Source organism: Pseudomonas sp. PA-6-3C, from assembly GCF_021605825.1.
Lineage (GTDB): Bacteria > Pseudomonadota > Gammaproteobacteria > Pseudomonadales > Pseudomonadaceae > Aquipseudomonas > Aquipseudomonas edaphica.
The window spans coordinates 25,619-42,822 of record NZ_WKDV01000022.1; the positions used below are offsets into that span (position 1 = coordinate 25,619).

Genomic DNA, 17,204 nt, shown 5'->3' on the forward strand with positions numbered 1-17,204 from the left:
GGTCCACCTGCTGTAAAAAGGAGAAACGAATGCTTGACCCTATCTTGAGCCGTTGGCTCGATGTTCAAGCGCAGGCCCTGGATGTGGGCAGTTGCGATCCACAGGAAGTGCTGCCAAGGCTGGCAGAGTCGAATGTATTAAGCATTGGCGTGCCCAAGGCGCTGGGCGGCTTGGGCGGTGATGTGACGGGCGCGGTGGAAGCCATTGCCAACGTGGCCAGCCATTCCCTGGCGGCGGCGTTTGTGTGCTGGGGCCAGCGCTCTTTTATCGAATATTTGTTGCAGAGCCCGAATGAGCGGCTGCGCGAACACCTGTTGCCGGACCTGCTCAGCGGCAAGCTGGCCGGGGCGACCGGGCTCTCGAACGCGATGAAATTTTTGTCCGGCATCGAGACCCTGCAAATCAGCGCGGAGCCGACCGAAGACGGTTGGACCCTTAATGGCCGCCTGCACTGGGTGACCAACCTGCGCAAGAACGGTTTTGTTGCGGCGGCGGCGATTGAGCATGCCGGCGGCGGCGCGCCGTTTATTCTGGCCATCCCGGATTCGGTCGCAGGGCTGCAGCGTTCGCGTGACCTGGAACTGATGGGCCTGCAATCGAGCAATACCGCGGCCCTGGGCCTGGAAGGCGTGGAGCTGAGCCGCGACTGGTTGCTGCATGAAGATGCACGCAAGTTTCTGCCGGCGGTGCGCCCGGCGTTCCTGGGTTTGCAGTGCGGCATGTCCATTGGCCTGGCGAGGCGCTCACTGGCGGAAGTGGCCAACCATTTGGGCTCCTCACGCACGGTGTTGCGTGACGAGCTGGAAGCCTTGCGAGCGACCCTCGATCACCTGGTCACAGAACTTAAAGGCGGCCTGTTGGCCGGTCGTTTTGCCGTCGAGCCGGTGCCCTTGTTCAAACTGCGCATCGCCCTGGCCGAAACCGCCGCCAGCGCGGTGCAGCTGGAACTGCAAGCCAGTGGTGGCAAGGCCTACCTCACAGCCCATGGCAGTGGCTTTGCACGGCGCTGGCGCGAGTCGGCCTTTGTGCCGATCGTGACGCCAAGCCTGGTGCAGCTGCGCACCGAGCTGCACCGTCAGGCCAACCTATGAGTCAGGCGGTACTGAGCGCCGAGGGTATTTGCCTGGGCTATGCCAGCGGGCCGGTGTTGCAAGGGTTTGATTTGCAGCTGCAGCCGGGCGAAGTGGTGTCGATCCTCGGCCCCAGCGGCGTGGGTAAATCCAGCCTGCTGCGCGTGCTGGCCGGTTTGCAGGCGCCCCAGGGCGGTAGCGTGCAGGTGCTGGGCGAGCCGCTGGCCGGGCCGCATCCACGGGTGGCAGTGGCGTTTCAAGACCCCAGCCTGTTGCCCTGGCTGAACCTGGAAAAGAACGTCGCCTTTGGCCTGGATTTCGCCCGTCAGCCGCTCTTGAGCCTTGAGCAGCGCCGCCAGCGCGTCGACCACGCCATTGCGGCGGTCGGCCTGGAACATGCGCGCCAGCAGTTTCCAGCGCAGTTGTCCGGCGGCATGGCCCAGCGCACCGCGTTGGCCCGTTGCCTCGCCCGCCAGCCGCAGGTGTTGCTGCTGGATGAGCCGTTCGGCGCGCTGGATGAAGTCACCCGCGCCGACATGCAGCGCCTGCTGCTCAAGGTCAATCGCGAGCAGGGTTCGGCGGCGGTATTGATCACCCACGACATCGACGAAGCGCTGCTGCTATCCGACCGCATCCTGCTACTGGGCAACCGCCCGGCGCGGACCTTGGGCGAATGGCGCATCGATTTGCCGCAACCGCGCGAAGAGCAGGTTGAAGCCATCGGCGCGTTGCGTATCGAGATTCTGAAAACCTTACGGCAGGCGAGCCGCCCTCAACCCAACCCCATTGACCAACAGGAGTTTTCACATGTGTCTGGATGACCTTACGCACTCGCGCCGTGACTTTCTCAAACTCTCGGCGGTGCTCAGTGCCGCCGGTGCCTTGCCGCTGCTCAGCAGCCTGCAAGCCCGCGCCGCCAGCGAGCCGGACGCGCCGGTACGCATCGGCTATTTGCCGATCACCGACGCCACGCCCTTGCTGGTGGCGCATAACAACGGTTTGTTCGAGGCCGAAGGCATCAAGGCCGAGCGCCCGGTGCTGTTGCGCAGTTGGGCGCAGGTGATCGAGGCGTTTATTTCCGGGCAGGTCAACGTGATTCACTTGCTGTCGCCGATGACGGTATGGGCGCGCTACGGCAGCAAGGTGCCGGCCAAAGTCGTGGCCTGGAACCATGTCGGCGGTTCGGGCCTGACGGTTTCGCCGGGCATTACCGAGGTGAAGCAATTGGGCGGCAAGTCGGTGGCGATTCCGTTCTGGTACTCGATCCACAACGTAGTGGTGCAGCAACTGTTCCGCGACAACGGCCTCACGCCAGTAGCGCGTGCCGCCGGGGCTGCGATTGCGGCCAATGAGGTCAACCTGATCGTGTTGCCGCCTTCGGATATGCCGCCGGCATTGGCGAGTAAACGCATTGACGGCTACATCGTCGCCGAGCCGTTCAACGCCCTGGCGGAAAACCTCAAGGTCGGCCGCGTGCAGCGCTTTACCGGCGATGTGTGGCGCAACCACGCCTGCTGCGTGGTGTTCATGCACGAGCATGACCTGACCAACCGCCCGGAGTGGTCGCAGAAGGTGGTCAATGCCATCGTCAAGGCGCAGGTGTGGACTCGCGAGAACCGCGAAGAGGCGGTGAAGCTGCTGTCCAAGGACGGCCCGAACCGCTATACACCGCACGCCGAGCCGGTGTTGAGCAAGGTGCTGGCCCCGGCCGCCGCCGACCGTGCCGCGTACCTGGCTGACGGCGCGATCCAGCATGCCAACTGGGACGAGCATCGCATCGACTTCCAGCCGTACCCATTTCCCAGCTACACCGAGGAATTGGTACGGCGCTTGAAGGACACTTTGATCGAAGGCGACAAGAAATTCCTCGCTGACCTGGACCCAACGTTCGTGGCCAAGGACCTGGTGGACGACCGCTTCGTGCGCAATGCCATCGAATCCGTGGGCGGCATGAAAACCTTCGGTTTGCCCGACGGTTACGAACGGCACGAGGAGATCGGCGTTTGAACAACGGCAGAATCCCTGGCTGGTGGCTGGGGGTGAGTGGTTTGGCCGGCTTGCTGTTGCTGTGGTGGTTGGGCGTGAAAGTGTTTGGCGACGCCGATGGCTTGTCGGCGCGCTTTTCGCTGGCGGCAACCGCAAGCAGCTTGTGGGAATTGCTCGGGCGCAGCGAGCTGTACCTGCACATCGCGGTGAGCCTGAAGCGCATATTCGTTGGGCTGTTTCTGGCGTTGTTGGTCGGTGTGCCGTTGGGGCTGCTGGTGGGCAGTTCGCGCAACCTGGAGGCCGCCACCACACCGGCGTTCCAGTTTCTGCGGATGATCTCGCCACTGTCCTGGATGCCCATTGTGGTGATGTTGATGGGCGTGGGTGACCAGCCGATTTACTTCCTGCTGGCGTTTGCGGCGGTGTGGCCGATCATGCTCAACACCGCCGCTGGCGTACGCCAGTTGGACCCGCGTTGGTTGCAACTGAGTAAAAGCCTGAGCGCCACGCGCTGGGAAACCCTGCGACGGGTGATCATTCCCGGCGTAGTCGGGCATGTGTTGACCGGCGTGCGCCTGGCCATTGGCATTTTGTGGATCGTGCTGGTGCCGTGCGAGATGCTCGGGGTGAGCGCGGGGCTGGGGTATTACATCCTCGACACGCGTGACCGCCTGGCGTATTCGGAGTTGATGGCGATGGTGGTGGTGATCGGCTTGCTGGGGTTTGCGCTGGATGCCTTTGCGCGCTGGCTATATCAACGTTGGGTGCACGCAGGCTGACTGCAGGCGTCTCGCTTTGCTCACTGCAAAGCGAGACGCGCGTGGTGTCAGCGGTGCTCGTAGCCACGGCCGCCATCGTAGCGATGGTCGTGGTCGTGCCAGCCGCCACCGCCGCCACGTGGGAAAAAGAAGCAGCCGCTCATGGTCAACATGATCAGCAATGGAATCAACAGTGTGATTCGACGGAGCATTTTCAAATCCTCTAAAGTACCGACAGGTTCAATCAGGCGCGGAACAAGCCAAAATTTCTCAGCGCCTGTAACATATGACCCTGCCGAACCGGTGCCATCCCCGTAACCGGGTATGTGCTTGGCATGCTCGGCGATACAAAGTGGATACATTCTTAAGCTTCAGGAACCCGTCATGACCCAAAAGCAACGTTTGAAATATTCGATTCTGATCGCCCTGACAGTACTGGCGTCGATGTTTGGCCTGTCTTATCTGCAAAACACCGGCGTGATCAGCGAAAAAACGTTCCAGTACCTGGCGATTGCGATTGCCGTCGTGGTAGTGGTGATCAACGGCATCATGCGTCGCAAGGTCAAGCCTCACTTCTGATGCCTGCTGGAGCGCCGAGCGAAAGCGTCAGGCGCGACGGTCGAGCACTTTGGCAGCCTCTGCATGGAGGCTGTAGCTCTTATCGGCATTGAGGGTGATCACGCCCTCGCTGCACAGGCGCTTCAGCACCTCGCGCACACTGAGAAACGACAACGGAATGCCCAGCTCCAGCAAATGGCTGTGCACGCCGCGCACGCCCAATGTGCGCTGGTTGTCGGCAGCAGTGAGGAGGGCGTCAATGACCTTCAGCCGGATCAGGCTGGTGCGCAAACCGAAGCACTTGAGCAAATGGCGGATACGCTGGTTGCCGTGCTCCGGCGCTTGGCCGAACGCTTGTGCGCCGCCGCCGTAATTGGCGTCGGCAGCCGGTGAATGTCCATCCATGGGCGGTTGCGGGTTGTACATGCAAAAAACTCCTTATCAGAGCCTGATCAGGAAAATGATGGCGCTCTTATTTGAATAAGACGAACGAGCGAGCGAAATCATGAAGTCCTGGATGTAGAAATTTTGTCGGTATCCGCTTTGTCACACGTCGACCGCCCTTAAAAAACACCCGCTGCGGCTAAATTATTCCCGGTTACCTGCGTTCTTACGGTGGGGTCGTTGCCCCCTGTAAGGGTGTCCAAATTGACTGTGGAGCTTGCGTGATTATTTCCAACCGGTTGTCCAAGGCGTGCGTGGCAGGGCTGTTGCTGGGGCTGAGCCTGAATGCTTCAGCGCGTGAACAGGTGACACAGGCTTCAGCCGATATTCGCCGCACCACCTTCGGCGTGCCGCACATCCGCGCCAACGATGAGCGTGGCTTGGGTTACGGTATTGGTTACGCGTATGCGCAAGACAACCTGTGCCTGCTGGCCAATGAAGTGGTCACGGTGAACGGCGAGCGTGCGCGGTTTTTCGGCCCGGACCAGGCGACCCTCGAAGAGCGCAACAACCTGGCCAGTGATGTGTTTTTCAACTGGCTGAATACGCCCCAGGCGGTTGCCGCATTCTGGAAGGCGCAAACCCCACAGATGCAGCAGCGCATCGAAGGCTATGTCGCCGGCTACAACCGTTATCTGAAAGAGCAGGGCGCACCGACCCAGTGCCACGCCACCTGGGTGCGCCCGTTGGTCGTGGACGACCTGGTCAAGCTGACCCGCAGGCTGCTGGTGGAAGGCGGTGTCGGCCAATTCGCCGAAGCCCTGGTCGGCGCCACGCCGCCTAACGCGACTGCCGCTGTGTCGTCGAGCATGAAGGCCTTTGAACTGGCAGCAGCCAATCAACAACGCTTCAGCCTCGACCGTGGCAGCAACGCCGTGGCCGTGGGCCGTGATCGTTCATTTAATGGCCGTGGCATGCTGCTGGCCAACCCGCATTTTCCGTGGGTCGGTGGCATGCGTTTTTATGAGATGCACCTGACCATCCCGGGCCAACTGGACGTGATGGGCGCAGCACTGCCGGGTTTGCCGGTGATCAATATCGGCTTTAACCAGCACGTGGCCTGGACCCACACGGTGGACACGTCCAAGCATTTCACGCTGTATCGACTGACCCTCGATCCCAAGGATTCCACGCGTTATCTGCTGGATGGGAAATCCATCGCTATGGAGCATCGTGCGGTGAAGGTCCAAGTCAAACAACCCGATGGCAGCCTCAAAGAGGTCACTCATACGGTCTACAGTTCGCAATTCGGCCCCGTGGTGCAATGGCCCGGCAAGCTCGACTGGGACAGCCACTACGCCTTCAGCCTGCGCGACGCCAACCTGGGTAACGACCGCGTGCTGCAACAGTGGTACGCGATGAACCGCGCCACCAGCCTTAAAGAACTGCAAACCTCGGTGCACACCCTGCAAGGCATACCGTGGGTCAATACCGTGGCCGCCGACGACCAGGGCCAGAGCCTGTACATGAACCTGTCGGTGGTGCCCAACGTCAGCGCCGCCAAACTGGCGCAATGCAGCGACCCTCGCGCGGGCCTGCAAATGATCATGCTCGACGGCGCCCACAGCGCCTGCGCCTGGGACGTTGACCCGCGTGCAGCGCAACCGGGCATCTTCGCTGCCGACCAGTTGCCGCAACTGCAACGCACCGACTACGTGCAACACTCCAACGACTCGGCGTGGCTGGCCAACCCCAAGGCGCCACTCACGGGCTTCTCTCCAGTGATCAGCCAGGACCACATCAGCCTCGGCCCGCGCGCACGCTTCGCCGTGCAGCGCCTGCAATCCCTGGAGAAGCAACCGATCAGCGTGGCCGACCTGCAAAACATGGTCATGGACAACGAGGTGTACCTCGCCAGCCAGGTCATGCCAGACCTGCTCGAATATTGCGCCAAGCACCTGGACAGTAACGCCGCCGCACTGCAACCGCTGTGTTCCAGCCTGAAAGCCTGGGACCAGCATGCCAACCTCGACAGCGGCATCGGCCTGGTGCACTTCATTAACCTGGTCGAACACCTGCAACAAATCCCCGACGCCTGGCGCGTGCCTTTCGATTCGTCACAACCGTTGACCACCCCCCGTGGCCTGGCCATCGACCACATCGAGGTGGCCAAAGCCCTGCGCGAAGCCATGCTGGCCTCCAGTGAAGAGGTCAGTAAACTCAAGGCCACCCGCTGGGGCGACATCCAGGTCAGCGGCCAAACCCCCATGCACGGCGGCCCGCAACAGCTGGGCATCTACAACGCCATGCAAACCGTGCCCCGCGCCGACGGCAAACGCGAAGTCGTCAGCGGCACCAGCTACCTGCAAATCGTCACCTTCGACGACAAAGGCCCCCAGGCACTGGGCGTGCTGGCCTTCTCCGAATCCAGCAACCCCGCATCCAAACACGCCAAGGACCAGACCCAAGCCTTCTCCGAGAAAAAGCTGCGCGCGCTGCCTTTCACCGAAGCCCAGATCAAGGCCGACCCGCACTATCAGCAACAGCGCATCCAGGAGTAGGGCAGGCCCGCAACTCCTTGATGACTATACGAAATATTTTTGAAATCAAGGGGTTGCAGGTAAAAGCAAATGCGTACATAATGGCGCCCATCGAACGCAACGAAGCATTTAAAACTTCAATGCATTCAATGAGTTAGAGTAGAGACAGGGTTTTACAGCCCACTCAAGTTTTTATGCGGTGAATGTCAGCAGTCAGGGCGTTGATCGTTTGAGGCCGAGTAGCAAAATGGTTATGCAGCGGATTGCAAATCCGCCTACGCCGGTTCGATTCCGACCTCGGCCTCCACTCTTGAAAACCCCGTAGATTAACGTCTACGGGGTTTTTTATTGTCTGCGATTTGCTCATCGCTTCCGCAATTTTTCGGATCACTTCCGCAACACTGCCTTTTTTCGGGAAATTCAAGACGCCGTTATCGTTATGCCTCTCCTCGATTGGACGTGGGATTGTGCTTGAGACTAAGGAGCCTAAGCGCCCACAACGGCCGGAAGCGGTCATACGTAGCATCTGCTGGCTCATCCGAAGTCCAGACGCGTTTGTTATCAAGGTTGACGTTCGGATTCCATTGACGGCTCGGCGTTCTTGCAGGTCGTCGATAAAGCTACTCAGGCCGGATTGGATTCCGGCATCCTCCAAACGAAGACGGAGACGTTTTTCGGTCTTGCCCTGACCAATCAGCAAAAAGCCATTGTTCAAGTCGGTGGCTGCAATCTTGAGCACATCGGCGGGACGTTGGCCGGTCAGGTAGGCCAGATCCATCCCGTTCTTGAGCTCCTGTACCGCTTCCGCGTATACCGCGTTCCATACGGTTTCACCGGCATAATAGTCCCGTGGCTTTTCCTTGTTTCGGCGAACGCCAAAGCAAGGGTTTGCTTTGTCAGTCAGCCCTGCATACAACGGAGGGGAAAGAGAGAAAGTTCGGTTCTCATGCTGACCAGCGCTTCGTTTGCTCAGATGGAGCTCGACCGTAGTCTGAAGTTAGTCCGAGATGGCCGCTGACTGAGTTACGACAGGCAGGCGTTTTTCTGCCTCGTCGATAATCAGTGCGATGGTTTTTCTGGCGATGGGTGACAACGTACGGCCGGCATGAAACACGATGGTTTCCGGGATAGAGCGCAAATGTATGGGGATCGCAGGCTGGATTTTTTCGATTAGATCGATCAGCACGCCACTCTCCAAATCAGGCGCTAGCCAAGATTGCCAAGTGAGCAGTAGCGCGTCGCTAGTCAGCGTGGCCTGACGCAGGCAGTTCAGCTCATTGCATACCAACTTCCACGGCAGTAGTGTCGTCGAGGGCATTCCGAATAGCGCCCGGGCGTGCACGTCGTCCGTGGTCACAGCAGCCCACGGGTAGGCGAGTAGTTGCTGATGCGTCACCGGCTCGGCCTGTCGAGCCAGTGGGTGCTCGTGGCGACAGAAGATAGAGGCCGGTTGTGGCGGCAAACTCCGAACGTCAAAGCGTGGGTCTACCCCCTGCTCGACCCGCACGCTCGCTACGACAAACTCGATGTCTTCCTGTGCCAGTTGGTTGGCCAAGTGATGCCAGTAATTGACTTCAGGGGTCACCACCAGCTTGGGCGCGCTCTTGCGCAAGGCCAGCAGCACGTTGGGAAGGGTGGTGTTGGCGGTCATCATGCCGACGCCGAAGTTGAGTTCACCTCCCTGCCCCCCGGCGATGTCGCTGGCCTCCGCGACCAACTTGTCGGCGCACGCCAGCATCTCGCGCGCCCGAGCAATGAGCTGGTGACCAGCGCATGTCAGCGTCACTGAGCGGGTGTCCCGATCAAACAGGCGCACCTTTAGGTCTTTTTCCAGCGATTGGATGCTACGGCTGAACGCCGTCTGCGAAAGATGGGCTCGCTCCGCAGCCCGGGAGAAGTGCAGTTCCTCTCCAAGCAAGACCAGGTGACGAATTCGCTTCAAGTCAATTAAGTCGCTCAATGCATCAATCGCTCTTCATATTTGCATTGGACGGTTGTACCTCACTCCCAGAAAATTCGCCAGAGTTTGCGCTTGGCTGGCAACCTGTGCGTTTGCGTTTCGATGCCCTGAAACGATGACGGCCGGCTCAACTTTAAAAAGGGTGAGACCTTCTCGAAGATCTTCAAAGGCATTCACGACCTGCAATTGAGTACAGAGCTCCGTGTGATCTTGCGGCCTTAGGTCTAATTGGTTGCCGTGAACAGAAAAGGCCTGCTGGCCACCCGATTGCGACGCAATCCGAGTAATCAAGCGTGCGAAGGAGACTAAAATGCAAGTGAAAATAGACGCTCTGCAAACCTTGCCGGGCAGCGCTATAGCCCAGTCTGACGTCCAGCCGCAGTTCCTCAGCGCCGACGCCAGCGATCCGCAGGTCATAGGCTGGATGCAAGGTTCACCGCCGGTGCCGGAAAAGGTCGTGCGATTCAGCAACATCCTGCAGTTCCCCCAGACGCGCTGGTCGTTCTCGCATCTGCGCGAGCTGTTGCCAAGCGTGCAGGTCGCGCGTGGAAAGGGAGCAGCCAGCCCGTTACCTCGCGCCGAACGCGGAGACATCGACGCCCTGGTCTTCACCCTACTGGGCAGCGACCGCACTATGACCTGGGAACAGTCACTGAAGGCCAACTACACCGATGGGATCCTGGTACTGCACCGCGGGCAAGTGGTCTATGAACGCTACTTCGGCGCGTTGACTGATCAGGGCCAGCACATTGCCATGTCGGTCACCAAATCTTTTATCGGCACCTTGGCGGCGATGCTGGTCGAGGAAGGTAGTATCGACCCACAGGCGAAGGTCAGCCACTACGTTCTGGAGTTGAGGGACAGTGCATTTGGCGATGCCACGGTACGCCAAGTAATGGATATGACAGTCGGTGTTCGCTACTCGGAAGACTACGCCGACCCCAAAGCGGAAATCTGGGAGTACTTACGAGCCGCCCATATGACATCGCGACCGGAGGGATACGTCGGCGCAACCGCGGTGACCGAATACCTGATGAAACTGCGCAAAGAGGGCGAGCACGGTCAGGCCTTTGCTTACAAGACGGTCAATACCGACGTTTTGTCCTGGGTGATCCAGCGCGCGACGGGCAAACCCATCGCAGTCAATCTACAAGAGCGCATCTGGAGCAAGCTGGGGGCCGAGCAGGACGCCTACTTGATCGTCGATGAGGTGGGTACCGCGTTTACCGGTGGCGGTTTCAACACCTCGTTGCGCGACTTGGCCCGTTTCGGCGAGATGATGCGCCTGGACGGCAAGTTTAATGGCCAGCAGATAGTGCCCAAGAGCGTGATCGCGAATATTCGTGGGGGCGCCAGCCAGCAAGACTTCGCCAAGGCAGGCTATGAGCTGCTGCCAAACTGGAGTTATCGCAACATGTGGTGGGTGTCCCACGACACTCATGGCGTCTACTCGGCACGTGGGCTCCACGGACAAAGCATGTATATCGACCCCAAGGCGAAAATGGTCATTGTGCGTTATGCCTCGCACCCCTTGGCTAGCAGTTCGAACTTCGATCCGACTACCTTGCCCGCCTATCGAGCGGTGGCCAATCATCTGATGGCCAACTCGCTATAGTGCGATGAAAAGCGGTAATAGCAGGCATTGGAGAGTGGGCGGCAGTGTTCCGCGATGTACCATTCGCCAATGTTGAGTCGTTTCGCAATAACGAATACTGCTTAGACCGGTTGACCAACGCTGGTTTGAACGATTACTTATTTTAATTTTTAATAATATTTATACTGGAATATATTGTGGGCTCGCTAACTAATCCTCAAAAACCTAGTTTTAGAAGTCGCGCACTTATAGCATATCTTTTGCTGGTCAGGCGAAAATCAGTTTATGGCTCCTTGGATAGAGTGCTGAAGAGTTTTCGGAAATCACGAGAGCAGGGCCCTGCAAGACCAACTATTAAAATGCAAAAGAAAATCTCCATCGAACTCCAAATGGTTGATGGTATCGAAGTCTACAGGCTAGCCCCTAAAGATGACCAAGCAAGCTCCAAACATATTTTCTATCTTCATGGTGGAGCTTACGTTTGGCCTATTACGTTTCTGCACTGGCGCTTTCTTCAAACGTTAGTCGAAAGATATGGCTATATTATCATAGTGCCGCTTTATCCCCTTGCACCAGAGACTAAATGTAAAACCGTTATTTTTCGCATGTTGTCTATATATAAGCTTGCTTGTTTTAACGCTCGATGTCACGCAATGAATGTAATGGGCGACTCAGCTGGCGGCGGCCTTGCAGTTGCCCTCTGCTTCGCGTTAACAGATATCGGATATGTGCAACCTACTAAGCTAGTATTGATCTGCCCTTGGATGGATGTCACGTTGAGTAACGAGTTAATTTCAAAAACCGAGAAGTCAGATCCAATGCTCTCCGCGAGAGGTTTAAGAGCGGCCGGCATGATGTATGCGGGAGATCTTGGTACGGACCACAACTACGTAAGTCCGATTAACGGAGATCCAGAAAATCTACCTCCGATCCTTATTTTCGCTGGCACCCGCGACATTATTCACCACGATGCAATTAATTTCTGTGAGAAAACGTTGGCGCTTGGAGGTGAGGTTCAGTTGCATATCGGGAGAGGAATGATTCACGTGTGGCCAATCCTTCCGATACCTGAAGCGAAACAAGCTATGGATAAAATAGCTTGTTTTCTTTAATGCTGGTATGAGCGTCAACTGTCAAGTAAATAAGTGATGCGCAGCAGTCCTGTATGATTTCGAATCGGTCAAGCTAAATAGCTCTATTTAGAAACTTAGATCTCGCGGCTAACGACGGCATTGAGATTGCGATGCTGACTTCACGCTGCAAAGCGAACGGAGGGCGGTTCTTCATAATGTAAAACACGGTAATTGTGACATATGGCAGGTTTCTCAAGCCCGGTGGGTTCGTCATGCGATTAACAGCGGTGATATTGTCGTGCTCTGTCTACGTGAGCGTTCTTTCACTGTGCGCATCTGCGGACAATGTAATGCTGAAAAATGGTGACCGTGTTAGCGGAGACATCATTTTGATGGAGGGCGCAAATCTTGTTCTGAGTACGAATTACGGAGGCGATATAACGATCAGTAAGGACCAGATTCAAACTTTGGAAAGCAAACAGCCGCTCATGGTAAAGCAAGTGGGCCAGTTGCAAGGAACTGTTGAATCGATTCAAACCGGTCCGCAAGGCAACGTGCGAGTTGGTGTGGGCGTTGGTTTGAGTCTTGTCGACCTTAACAATATCGACCAGATTATGAAGCCCCAACCCAACCTCACGGCTGCAATTTGGAAGGGGAACATTGACCTTGCGCTTCATGCCGAAAAGGCTAAGGCAGAGAGTGAAAATGTTGAACTTGCGGCACAAACAAGTTTTGTCAGTGGCTCTTGGCGGCATAGCGCGACTGCTCACGTCCGCGAAGATGACGCAGAGGTTGCAAGTACGGCAAACTGGAGTGCCGAGTACTCCGTGGATCGTTTCCTAACCGATAACTGGCTTTGGGAAGGAGGCTTCAATTACAAAAAGGATCAGTTCGAAGACCTAATAACCAGGCGAAAAATTGGCACCGGTCCCGGTTACCAATTCTGGGACGATCAATTAGGCAAGCTTACCATCGTAGCGCTGTTGAATCGTATGCGTTTCGGGTACTCAGACGGTAGCAGTAGTACGTTTTACTTCACGTCTGCCCGCTGGGACTTCAAACGATATCTGGTTGGAAAAAAGTTTGAATTTTTTACATCGGGTGAGTTGGGAAGGCCACTCAGCGATATAGCATATTATGCTTATGACTCTGAGCTAGGCTTGCGTTACAGTGTCACGGAATGGGCTTCCTTAAATCTGAAATATGAACACGCGGTAGTCGCGGGTAAATCCGATAATAGCAACTTGGACAGTGCTAGATATACAGCCGGTTTTGGTGTGAATTGGTGATGAATATTTTGCATGCCTGGATGAGCGCCCAGTGCGACCTCGAGCCCGAAGGTTCGGCCATCAGCAAAGCAATCGATGACAGCCTGAAATTCTGGGCAGCGCTGTAGCGCTACTGCAAACATGGACACCAGCGCCGGGTAGTAACCAGGGAAATTGATATTCTTGGGCTGACTCCGCCGACCTGGCAATCTGGACTGGATTACGAATATGAGACGTGGGGAAACGATCCGTTTAATATAGACACAGTCTTGGCGTCATCGCAAAGTGTGATTGGCAACGCTTACTTAGCGGGCGCTTACAGCGTAGCTTAATGCGTCTCGTCTTATATGAGGCGGGCAGCTTAGATAAAAAACTAGATCCGGCTATGGAGGGCAGCGATGCCTATCCATTTCAATATCAATATCAGGAGATGTAGCGTGAGTCGTAGCAAAAAAGTGTTGGGCTGTGCATTTGTTATGGCAGTGTTGGCAGGGGCGCTCTGGGGGGCATGGAAATTCTCATCACCCTCGGTTCAACCCTTTGCTTCGCTAAGACCGCAAGTCGGTCAAGGATCTCCGGACTTGACGGTGCGTTTTCTGGGCGCTGGCACATTGAGCTTCGATGATGGGGAGACTGCGATCATGGAGGACGGTTTTTTCTCACGGCCAAGTATTTATTCGGTGCTACTGACGGCTATACAGCCTAATGAGCAGCGCATTGATGCAAGTTTGCGCAGCGCTGGCATTTCCAAGCTTGCAGCGATATTCGTCGCGCATTCGCATTACGACCATGTCCTGGACAGTGGCTTGGTTGCTCTCAAAACAGGCGCTACGGTATTGGGTACAGCATCGACTGCCAACGCCGTTATGGGTGCCGGATTACCTCCTGAGCGTATCAAGGTAATCAAAGACGGAGATTCTTTTTCGTTTGGTCAATTTCAAATCAAAGCCTTCGAGACCCCGCATTCACCACATCCCACCTCACCAGGTTTCATCGATCATCCGCTGCACACTCCTGCCCGGCAGGAGGATTTCAAAGTTGGCGAAAACTTCTCGTACCTGATTACTCATGGCAGCCGTCGTCTTCTGGTGATCGCCAGTGGTAATTACAGTCCAGGCAAGTTCAAGGATGTCAGGGCAGATGTGGTGTTCCTTGGCATCGGAACGTTAGGTAAACAAACCCCGGAGTTTGTCGCGCAATATTGGCAAGAGGCGGTTGTCCAGACGGGCGCTAAAATCGTGATCCCGATCCATTGGGATAATTTTTTTGAGCCCTTGGACCAACCGTTGACCGCTATGCCGCGCATATTGGACTCTTTCGATCAGAGCATGGGCATGTTGATACCCCTGGCACAACGGGACGCTGTGAAGGTGCAACTGCCTGTCGCTTTCGCCCCGATCGATCTAGATGCCTTGTAGCCATCGAATAGGCCGGCGACTCGGTTGGCCTAAAGAAGCCACCGGTAAATTAAGAAAACGCAAGGACCCGATTTTCTCAAAGAAATATGGGGGGAGTGATCTATGGCGCCCAAAAAATAGCCCCATGCGCTCGGTCTTGTGTCGGTTGCAGGCAGCAGGAATCAGCCAATTCCTGCTCTTCGTGAAGGAATGTTTTGGGCCGATAGCTGCCTGTCTTGCCGTTGTGTCGAGGGCCAGCTCAGGGAGTGGGTGAAGCGACGGCGGCGATGCTGATCAGCCAAGATTGGAGCGAAAAACAGTTCCGCAATGAAAAATCAACGTCGCGCAAACAAAGGTCTCCGGCCGTTTAAATACATCACAAATGCGGAAAAGTAATTTATTTAACTAATTGATTTTTAGAGTTTTAATTGTGGATTGCAAATCCGCCTACGCCGGTTCGATTCCGACCTCGGCCTCCACTCTTGGAAGCCCCGTAGATCAACGGTCTACGGGGTTTTTTAATGCCTGCAATTTGAAAGCCGTTCCGCAACCCCGCGCATGGCTCGCGCATTGAGCCTCGGGCCAACTACATGAACAATGCGTTGCAGGACTTCATTTCGGATGTTGGGGCGATTTTATCCAGGGCTTTTGCTGATGCACTTTGATAATTTTGCATGTCGGTCGAATGCGCTTTTTAATTACAAATCAGTATAAGAAACTGCTAATTTTCACAGGTTCACAAAAATCAATGACGATGGATGATTTCATCTCCATTAAATATTAATGTAAAGGAGATTGTTATGTCTATTGATCATATGGTTTATGCTTACACGCTATCGGAAGATAAAGACAACATTTTAGATAAGGAGCAGTCGCTTGAAGTTTTAGACTCTTTTAAGCCTACTGATGAAGAGCAATTCAAACTCTTAAAAGAACTGTTGAAGGGCAAGACCGACGAGGAAATTCGGCAGTTTTTAGCGCAGGCGAATAGTTGATTGCTGTTGTGCCACGGTCAAAACCTCGCTTCGGCGAGGTTTTTTTGACTAAAAGGGGTCAGGCCACAATTTCTGAATGTTAAAAAAGGTGGTCTTCCCATGTTCAATTGCTAGGCGGTCAATGGTCAGCGGCTATTGGGCTCAATTTCTCCAACGCATCATCCACGAGCAGTTGCGCGTTCTCAATCAGCTGCGCCAACCCAAATATTTGAAACCGTCGAGATCCAGTTGATCCGAACGCTTGTTCATTCGCCATAACCGATGCCGAAGCCAAAATTTCACTTGCATTCACTAGCGCATCTTCCGTGCTTAATTCTGTCCTCACTTTAAACGCGTTAGTCGAATGGTCGTTGCCAGGTGTGGGTGTTTTCAAGAGTGATGCTCCAAAGGGCAATACTCAGATAATTCAGGTTGCGACGCCCGGTCACAGTAATTACTGCGACGGCAAATCCTAACCAAGTCACTTCCTATGGCTCAACCTCGTTAGTTTGTGGGAAACGTCCGAGACCAAGCAGAGCAGCGTTAGCGATGTTCAGAAAGTAAAATTATTAGGCGAGCTGGCGAGCTGCCATGTACCCTCATGCCTTTCCTGGGGGATAACAATGAAAATCTGGCTAATGGTTTTAGTCACTGCGATGCTCACGGCCTGCGCCGACAGCGGTCCTATAAAAGTGGGGCCTGACACCTACACCATCTCAACGCGAGTTCCCCTTGGTGGGCCGGCCTCGGCGAAAGGCCAGGCGCTGAAAGAAGCGAATCAGTTTTGTGAGTCTCAAGGCCGGGAAATTCTTCTAGACCACATGCAGTCAAGCGAATGCGCCTTGCACGGCGGCTGCGGGGAGGCGGAGATATTCTTCTTTTGCCTGGCCAAAGGCGACCCGCAATTAAAACGCCAAAAGTACAGCCCCGATCCAACTCAAAAAATCGAAATCGACCAGCGCTGATGCTCTGCTGCCGAGAGAAGGGACGGACCTATGTTCAGTGACATGAATCCATCCCTTTCTTTTGTTAAGCCGCCACCGCCGTAGCAACCGGAGCGTACAGTGCTTGGCGTTCCAGAAGGCTCAGCAACTGCCAATTTTTCCCGACGCGTTTATACAGATCGGCGTTGTGTGGGATCTTCACCGTATTGAGCAGCCGCTGTTGGTAGCAGCCATACAGGTGTTTCAGAAAACCAGGTGGCATCACGATGTCTGTACTTGGCACATGGAACGAAATTGCCATGGGCCATTCTTTTTGACGAACGGACCCCAGCAGAGCAGGGCTGACGTCTTCAGGTTTGCCAATGGATACCCAGGTGGCGGGGTGTTTGCCATCCATCCAATGGGCGAACCATTCTGGCAGGCGCCCGCGCTTTGCCGGGTAGGGCATCAATACGCCAGCCTGCATTTTCTTGATCAGGTTTTCCCGAGTCAGTCGGTGGGTGATGCGCACGGTGGGAAGGCGATTTATTGCCTCCAGAAACGCTTTGTTATCAGCGAGTGCTGACTGACTGCTCTCGAGCACATTAATCCCAGCGAACTTCCAGTTCAGAAATCTCCCGTTCCAGCGGCTCCATGGATTCAAACCATGCATCGAAACCGTTGAGCTGTTCGTCGGCCAGGTAGAGGTAATAGCCTCC

The 17,204-nt window shown here is 55.8% G+C and carries 18 protein-coding genes, 1 tRNA gene and 2 pseudogenes; 16 read left to right on the top strand and 5 right to left on the bottom strand.

Annotated elements, in window-relative coordinates; genetic code table 11:
* Positions 1-29 precede the first annotated feature (29 nt).
* From GIW48_RS16100 to GIW48_RS16115, 4 genes are read left to right on the top strand one after another with little or no spacing between them, the layout of a single operon-like run.
* The gene (locus tag GIW48_RS16100) at positions 30-1,091 is read left to right on the top strand and encodes an acyl-CoA dehydrogenase family protein (RefSeq protein ID WP_099549677.1); all 1,062 of its coding nucleotides are present in this window, start codon (positions 30-32) and stop codon (positions 1,089-1,091) included.
* Positions 1,088-1,891 (top strand): ABC transporter ATP-binding protein, encoded by an 804-nt coding sequence (locus tag GIW48_RS16105; protein WP_236462758.1) that lies wholly within the window; start codon positions 1,088-1,090, stop codon positions 1,889-1,891. Before GIW48_RS16100 ends, GIW48_RS16105 begins: the two co-directional genes overlap by 4 nt.
* Positions 1,878-3,077, top strand: a complete 1,200-nt coding sequence (locus GIW48_RS16110) for an ABC transporter substrate-binding protein (protein ID WP_170037586.1) — start codon at positions 1,878-1,880, stop codon at positions 3,075-3,077. The genes GIW48_RS16105 and GIW48_RS16110 overlap by 14 nt, the downstream gene beginning before the upstream one ends.
* An 11-nt stretch (positions 3,078-3,088) precedes the next feature.
* Positions 3,089-3,835 carry an ABC transporter permease gene (locus GIW48_RS16115; RefSeq protein WP_419789502.1) on the top strand — a complete coding sequence of 249 codons (747 nt, stop codon included), beginning with the start codon at positions 3,089-3,091 and terminating at the stop codon, positions 3,833-3,835.
* A gap of 47 nt (positions 3,836-3,882) precedes the next feature.
* Here the strand turns inward: GIW48_RS16115 and GIW48_RS16120 are convergent, their stop codons facing one another.
* Positions 3,883-4,026 (bottom strand): hypothetical protein, encoded by a 144-nt coding sequence (locus GIW48_RS16120; protein WP_169986206.1) that lies wholly within the window; start codon positions 4,024-4,026, stop codon positions 3,883-3,885.
* 172 nt (positions 4,027-4,198) lie between these two features.
* On the opposite strand from GIW48_RS16120, the gene GIW48_RS16125 reads away from it, so the two are divergent.
* Positions 4,199-4,393, top strand: coding sequence for a hypothetical protein (locus GIW48_RS16125; RefSeq protein ID WP_017138898.1), 195 nt, complete (start codon positions 4,199-4,201; stop codon positions 4,391-4,393).
* A 27-nt stretch (positions 4,394-4,420) separates the two neighbouring features.
* On the opposite strand, the gene GIW48_RS16130 is transcribed toward GIW48_RS16125, so the two are convergent.
* Entirely contained in the window at positions 4,421-4,798 is a 378-nt protein-coding gene (locus GIW48_RS16130) for a fe2+ zn2+ uptake regulation protein (protein WP_236461000.1), read from the bottom strand.
* A 239-nt stretch (positions 4,799-5,037) separates the two neighbouring features.
* On the opposite strand from GIW48_RS16130, the gene pvdQ reads away from it, so the two are divergent.
* From pvdQ to GIW48_RS29940, 3 genes are all read left to right on the top strand, one after another.
* Positions 5,038-7,317, top strand: a complete 2,280-nt coding sequence (gene pvdQ / locus GIW48_RS16135) for a bifunctional acylase PvdQ (protein ID WP_236461001.1) — start codon at positions 5,038-5,040, stop codon at positions 7,315-7,317.
* 212 nt (positions 7,318-7,529) lie between these two features.
* Positions 7,530-7,603: transfer RNA gene (locus tag GIW48_RS16140), tRNA-Cys, on the top strand.
* Between the two features lie 294 nt (positions 7,604-7,897).
* Positions 7,898-8,314 carry a hypothetical protein gene (locus tag GIW48_RS29940; protein ID WP_329606475.1) on the top strand — a complete coding sequence of 139 codons (417 nt, stop codon included), beginning with the start codon at positions 7,898-7,900 and terminating at the stop codon, positions 8,312-8,314.
* Here GIW48_RS29940 and GIW48_RS16150 read toward each other — a convergent pair.
* Positions 8,294-9,256, bottom strand: coding sequence for a LysR family transcriptional regulator (locus GIW48_RS16150; protein ID WP_017138895.1), 963 nt, complete (start codon positions 9,254-9,256; stop codon positions 8,294-8,296). The genes GIW48_RS29940 and GIW48_RS16150 overlap by 21 nt on opposite strands.
* A 111-nt stretch (positions 9,257-9,367) precedes the next feature.
* Between GIW48_RS16150 and GIW48_RS16155 the strand changes: the two are divergent.
* From GIW48_RS16155 to GIW48_RS16190, 7 genes and pseudogenes are all read left to right on the top strand, one after another.
* Positions 9,368-9,445, top strand: a pseudogene (locus GIW48_RS16155) (hypothetical protein); the annotation flags it as partial.
* Between the two features lie 121 nt (positions 9,446-9,566).
* The gene (locus GIW48_RS16160; protein ID WP_170037577.1) at positions 9,567-10,871 is read left to right on the top strand and encodes a serine hydrolase domain-containing protein; all 1,305 of its coding nucleotides are present in this window, start codon (positions 9,567-9,569) and stop codon (positions 10,869-10,871) included.
* 338 nt (positions 10,872-11,209) lie between these two features.
* Complete coding sequence (locus tag GIW48_RS16165) at positions 11,210-11,962, top strand: alpha/beta hydrolase (RefSeq protein ID WP_017138893.1); 753 nt, start codon at positions 11,210-11,212, stop codon at positions 11,960-11,962.
* A gap of 311 nt (positions 11,963-12,273) precedes the next feature.
* On the top strand, positions 12,274-13,212 hold the full coding sequence (locus GIW48_RS16170) for a DUF481 domain-containing protein (RefSeq protein ID WP_225932993.1): 939 nt from the start codon (positions 12,274-12,276) through the stop codon (positions 13,210-13,212).
* 116 nt (positions 13,213-13,328) lie between these two features.
* Positions 13,329-13,523 (top strand): annotated as a pseudogene (locus tag GIW48_RS16180) (AAA family ATPase); the annotation flags it as partial.
* Between the two features lie 105 nt (positions 13,524-13,628).
* The gene (locus GIW48_RS16185) at positions 13,629-14,609 is read left to right on the top strand and encodes an MBL fold metallo-hydrolase (protein WP_217858118.1); all 981 of its coding nucleotides are present in this window, start codon (positions 13,629-13,631) and stop codon (positions 14,607-14,609) included.
* Positions 14,610-15,388: 779 nt separating this feature from the next.
* A complete protein-coding gene (locus GIW48_RS16190; protein ID WP_186616854.1) occupies positions 15,389-15,583 on the top strand; it encodes a hypothetical protein in 195 nt (64 codons plus the stop codon).
* 118 nt (positions 15,584-15,701) lie between these two features.
* Here GIW48_RS16190 and GIW48_RS16195 read toward each other — a convergent pair whose 3' ends face one another.
* Positions 15,702-15,956 carry a DUF6124 family protein gene (locus GIW48_RS16195; RefSeq protein ID WP_170037571.1) on the bottom strand — a complete coding sequence of 85 codons (255 nt, stop codon included), beginning with the start codon at positions 15,954-15,956 and terminating at the stop codon, positions 15,702-15,704.
* 229 nt (positions 15,957-16,185) lie between these two features.
* Between GIW48_RS16195 and GIW48_RS16200 the strand changes: the two genes are divergently transcribed.
* Entirely contained in the window at positions 16,186-16,527 is a 342-nt protein-coding gene (locus GIW48_RS16200; protein WP_225932992.1) for a hypothetical protein, read from the top strand.
* Between the two features lie 64 nt (positions 16,528-16,591).
* Here the strand turns inward: GIW48_RS16200 and GIW48_RS16205 are convergent, their stop codons facing one another.
* Positions 16,592-17,089: a hypothetical protein gene (locus GIW48_RS16205; protein WP_177033181.1), complete on the bottom strand. Its 498-nt coding sequence runs from the start codon at positions 17,087-17,089 to the stop codon at positions 16,592-16,594.
* Between the last annotated feature and the right edge of the window lie 115 nt (positions 17,090-17,204).

Coding starts and splice junctions, on each gene's coding strand:
- GIW48_RS16130 (WP_236461000.1), bottom strand. CDS start 4,798: ATGTACAACCCGCAACCGCCCATGGATGGACATTCACCGGCTGCCGAC.
- GIW48_RS16170 (WP_225932993.1), top strand. CDS start 12,274: ATGCTGAAAAATGGTGACCGTGTTAGCGGAGACATCATTTTGATGGAG.
- GIW48_RS16190 (WP_186616854.1), top strand. CDS start 15,389: ATGTCTATTGATCATATGGTTTATGCTTACACGCTATCGGAAGATAAA.
- GIW48_RS16160 (WP_170037577.1), top strand. CDS start 9,567: ATGCAAGTGAAAATAGACGCTCTGCAAACCTTGCCGGGCAGCGCTATA.
- GIW48_RS16100 (WP_099549677.1), top strand. CDS start 30: ATGCTTGACCCTATCTTGAGCCGTTGGCTCGATGTTCAAGCGCAGGCC.
- GIW48_RS16105 (WP_236462758.1), top strand. CDS start 1,088: ATGAGTCAGGCGGTACTGAGCGCCGAGGGTATTTGCCTGGGCTATGCC.
- GIW48_RS16110 (WP_170037586.1), top strand. CDS start 1,878: ATGTGTCTGGATGACCTTACGCACTCGCGCCGTGACTTTCTCAAACTC.
- GIW48_RS16125 (WP_017138898.1), top strand. CDS start 4,199: ATGACCCAAAAGCAACGTTTGAAATATTCGATTCTGATCGCCCTGACA.
- GIW48_RS16200 (WP_225932992.1), top strand. CDS start 16,186: ATGAAAATCTGGCTAATGGTTTTAGTCACTGCGATGCTCACGGCCTGC.
- GIW48_RS16120 (WP_169986206.1), bottom strand. CDS start 4,026: ATGCTCCGTCGAATCACACTGTTGATTCCATTGCTGATCATGTTGACC.
- GIW48_RS16165 (WP_017138893.1), top strand. CDS start 11,210: ATGCAAAAGAAAATCTCCATCGAACTCCAAATGGTTGATGGTATCGAA.